At 66.4% G+C, this 2,489-nt stretch carries 3 protein-coding genes; 1 reads left to right on the top strand and 2 read right to left on the bottom strand.

Annotation, left to right across the window (positions count from 1 at the left end; genetic code table 11):
- A partial coding sequence (locus tag ABYW26_RS13330; RefSeq protein WP_372605404.1) for a ComEC/Rec2 family competence protein occupies positions 1–1,015 on the top strand: 1,015 nt, incomplete at its 5' end.
- Here the strand turns inward: ABYW26_RS13330 and lexA are convergent.
- Both lexA and ABYW26_RS13320 read right to left on the bottom strand, forming a co-directional pair.
- Positions 1,009–1,698, bottom strand: coding sequence for a transcriptional repressor LexA (gene lexA, locus ABYW26_RS13325; protein WP_372605403.1), 690 nt, complete (start codon positions 1,696–1,698; stop codon positions 1,009–1,011). The genes ABYW26_RS13330 and lexA overlap by 7 nt on opposite strands.
- A gap of 92 nt (positions 1,699–1,790) precedes the next feature.
- Positions 1,791–2,489, bottom strand: a 699-nt coding sequence (locus tag ABYW26_RS13320) for a molybdopterin molybdotransferase MoeA (RefSeq protein WP_372605402.1), incomplete at its 5' end; no start/stop codon positions are given.

Here is a 2,489-nt window from a genome sequence, read left to right as displayed (position 1 = left end):
GCTGACGTTAAGGGCGGTGGCGCTGGCGGCGGTGATCGTGCTGATCGTGCAGCCTGAAAGCCTGACCGAGCCGGGATTCCAGATGTCCTTTGCCGCCACAACGGCGCTGGTGGCGGTGTTCGGCGCGTTGCGGGGCCGGGGCGAGGGGCGCTGGCGTCCGCCGAAATGGGCACAGCCGGTGCTGGCGGTGGTGATCTCGTCGGCCGTGGCCGGGGCAGCGACCGCGCCTTTTGCCGCCGCGCATTTCAATCAGGTGGCGCAATATGGGCTGTTGGCCAATCTGTTGACGGTGCCGTTGATGGGGCTGCTGGTGATCCCGGCGGCGCTGATCGCCGGGCTGTTGGTGCCGGTCGGGCTGTCCGGGCCGCCGCTGGCGGTGATGGGCTGGGGCATCGACTGGATATTGGGCGTCGCGCGCTGGGTGGCGGGGATGGAGGGCGCCACATGGCCGCTGAAAGCGCCGGGTCCGGCGGTGCTGCCGCTGTTGGCGCTGGGGGCGCTGTGGCTGATCCTGTGGCAAGCGCGGCCCCGCTGGGCCGGGATCGTGCCGGTCGTGGCGGCGGTGGTGATCTGGGCGGGAACCGAGCGCCCGCCGCTGTTGATCGCGCAAAGCGGCGGTCTGGTCGGGGTGCTGACGACCGAGGGTCGGGCGCTGAGCCGGGGGCGGGGCGACGGGTTCACCGCTGGGATATGGCTGGAGAATGACGGTGATGCCGCCGGTCAGGACCAGGCGTTTCAGCGCCTGCCGCCGCTTGATCCGTGGCAGGCCGAGATTGCGGGCCAGCGCTTTGTCCATCTGTCGGGGCGCGGCTGGCGGGATCGGCTGGGGGATGCCTGTGCGCTTGGCGTGGTCATCGTCGCCACCACACCTGACGGGTCGCTGCCCGAAGGCTGCGTGATCTGGGGGCCGCGCTATCTGGCGAAAACCGGCGCGATCGCGGTCTATCCGGGGCCGCAAGGGCCGCGGTTTCTCTGGGCCAGACGCGCCGAGGGCGCGCGCCCTTGGGTTCAGTAGCTGCGGATCAATCCGACCAGTCGGCCTTGCACCTGCACCTGATCGGCGCGCAGCACCCGGTCCTCATAGGCCGGGTTGGCGGCTTCAAGCGCGATCATCTCGCCGCGACGGCGGAACCGTTTCAGCGTCGCCTCATAGCCTTCGACCAAGGCCACGACGATTTCACCATTTTCGGCGGTGCTTTGTTCGCGGATCACCACCACATCGCCATCGTTGATCCCGGCCTCGATCATCGAGTCGCCATTGACCTCAAGCGCGTAATGTTTGCCCTTGCCAGACAGCATGCTGCCCGGCACCGCGACGGTATGTGAAATCTCGGAAATCGCCTCGATCGGGACACCGGCGGCGATGCGGCCCATCACTGGCAATTCCAGCGCATGCACCGCCTCGACCGGGGCGGCATTGCGCGGGGCGGGGGGCGGCGCGTCGCCGTCGATCACCCGCAGTGACATGCCCTTTTTCTCAAGCGCGTCGGGCAGTTTGATGATCTCGATCGCGCGGGCACGATGGGCAAGGCGGCGGATAAACCCGCGTTCCTCAAGCGCCGTGATCAGCCGGTGAATCCCCGACTTCGAGCGCAGATCAAGCGCCTCTTTCATCTCGTCGAACGAAGGCGGAACCCCGTCCCGTTGCATACGGTTGTGGATAAATTCCAATAGTTCCAGTTGCTTACGGGTCAGCATTGGCCCCTCCTGATCGCGTAACCCCGGAACAAAACAGGGGTATCGTTCGCCCTTGTTCTTATCATGTTCTCGTTTTGTGTCAAGTCGCGCGTTCAGATCGGCAGGTATTCCACGGTTTCTCCGGCGTGGCGCGGGCCGTCATGCGGCGGGCGCAGGATCAGGGCGTTTGCTTGCGACAGAATGGTCAAAAGCGCGCTGTCCTGACTGGGCATCGGGGTCACGCCATCGGCGGTCAGACGGGCGCGCATGTAATGTTCGCGCGGGCCATTGGCGGGCAGATCGACAGTCAGGCGGGCGCTGTTGCGCGGTGCGGGTTGGGCAGGCAGACCCAGCATGGCGCGGATCGCGGGTAACACAAAGATATGCCCGCAAACCATTGAGGACACGGGATTTCCCGGAAGTCCGATCATCACGGACCCGTTCATATGCCCCGCCATCAGCGGCTTTCCCGGCCGCATTGCGACCTTATAGAACGCCTGTTCCATGCCCAGATCGGCCGCCACCGGAGCGACGATATCGTGGTCGCCAACCGAGGCACCGCCGATGGTCAGGATCATGTCGGCGCCTTTGGCCAACTGGAACACAGCGCGCAGGGATGCCTCGGTGTCGCGGGCGATGGGCAGCAGACGCGCCTCGGCCCCGGCGGCCTCGACCAACGCCTTCAGGCCAAAGCCGTTCGAGGAGATGATCTGGTCCGGTCCCGGCGTTTCGCCCGGCATGACCAGTTCGTCCCCGGTGGCGATGATCGCCACCACAGGGCGGCGGCGCACCGGCACATCGGCCACATTCAT

The organism is Actibacterium sp., from assembly GCF_041584535.1.
GTDB lineage: Bacteria > Pseudomonadota > Alphaproteobacteria > Rhodobacterales > Rhodobacteraceae > Actibacterium_D.
This window is presented reverse-complemented; position numbering and strand designations above follow the sequence as displayed.

Bases quoted from the DNA above. Each gene is read 5' to 3' on its own strand.
- lexA (WP_372605403.1), bottom strand. From the start codon at position 1,698: ATGCTGACCCGTAAGCAACTGGAACTATTGGAATTTATCCACAACCGT.